Origin of the sequence: Rhodopseudomonas sp. BR0C11 (assembly GCF_010820945.1) — a bacterium.
Classification (GTDB): Bacteria; Pseudomonadota; Alphaproteobacteria; order Rhizobiales; family Xanthobacteraceae; genus Rhodopseudomonas; species Rhodopseudomonas palustris_H.
Window position 1 is genome coordinate 1 of record NZ_QTKI01000731.1, and the last position, 1,127, is coordinate 1,127.

1 protein-coding gene is annotated in these 1,127 nt (G+C 68.1%); it reads right to left on the bottom strand.

Features of this window, described 5'->3' with window-relative positions; genetic code table 11:
- On the bottom strand, positions 1–1,127 hold a 1,127-nt coding region (locus tag DYI24_RS26950; protein WP_164574500.1), incomplete at both ends, for a sensor histidine kinase.

Genomic DNA, 1,127 nt, shown 5'->3' on the forward strand with positions numbered 1-1,127 from the left:
GGCCGAAGCCGCCGAAAGCTCGGCGCGCTCCTGCGGCGCGGTGCGCGGCAGCGTCATCAGGATGCGGGTGCCGTTGCCCGGTTCGGAGTCGAGTTCGAGCCGGCCGCCGAGCCGGTTGGTGATGATGTTGTAGACGATGTGCAGGCCGAGGCCGGTGCCGCCCTGGTCCCGCCGCGTCGTGAAGAACGGGTCGAACGCGCGGCGGCGGACGTCGAGGCTCATGCCGCAGCCGTCGTCGGAATACGCGACCACGACGTGATCGTTGCCCGCCGCCCGCACCTGGATCTCGACCGTCCCGGCACGGCCGTTTGGAAACGCGTGCGCCACCGAATTCAGGAACAGGTTGGTCAGCACCTGGCCATAAGGGCCCGGATAGGAATTCATCATCAGCCCGGGCTGGCACTCGACGTTCAGCGTCAGATTGTGTTTGCGCAGGCCCGGCCGCAGGCTCATCACCACCTGCTCGGTGAGATCGCCGAGATCGAACAGGCGCTGATCCGAGTAGTTGCGGTCGGCCGCGACCTGCTTGAACGACTGGATCAGCTCGGCGGCGCGGTTGAGATTGGCGACCAGCTGCGACGAGGCATCGCGCGTCGTCTCCAGAAACTCGTTGAGGCGCGACCGCTTCAACTCGCCGCGCGCCACCTCGGTGGCGAACACCGCGGCCTTGCGCTCCAGCGCCGAGGCCACCGTCAGGCTGATGCCGACCGGGTTGTTGACCTCGTGCGCGACGCCGGCGACCAGCCGGCCGAGCGCGGCGAGCTTTTCGGCTTCGATCAGCGACTGCTGGGTCTCGCGCAGGTTGCGCAGCGCCGCCTCCGCCGCGTCCTTGGCCTGGCGCATCTCGAGTTCGCCGCGCTTGCGTTCGCCGATATCGAGCGCCACCGTGACGATCCGCTCGATCTGACCGTCGGCGTCCTTCAGCGGCATCTTGTTGACCAGCCACTGCCGCACCGCGCCGGTGGCGTCGCGATACTCCTCCTCGTAGAAGCCGAGCCCCTCGCCGGTCTCCAGCACGCGTTTGTCGTTGGCGTCGGTCTTGTGCGAGCCGAACCGCGACATCAGCTCCGCGGTGGTGTGGCCGATCGCGTCGCGCGGGTGAATGCCGAACACGCCCGCCATATAGC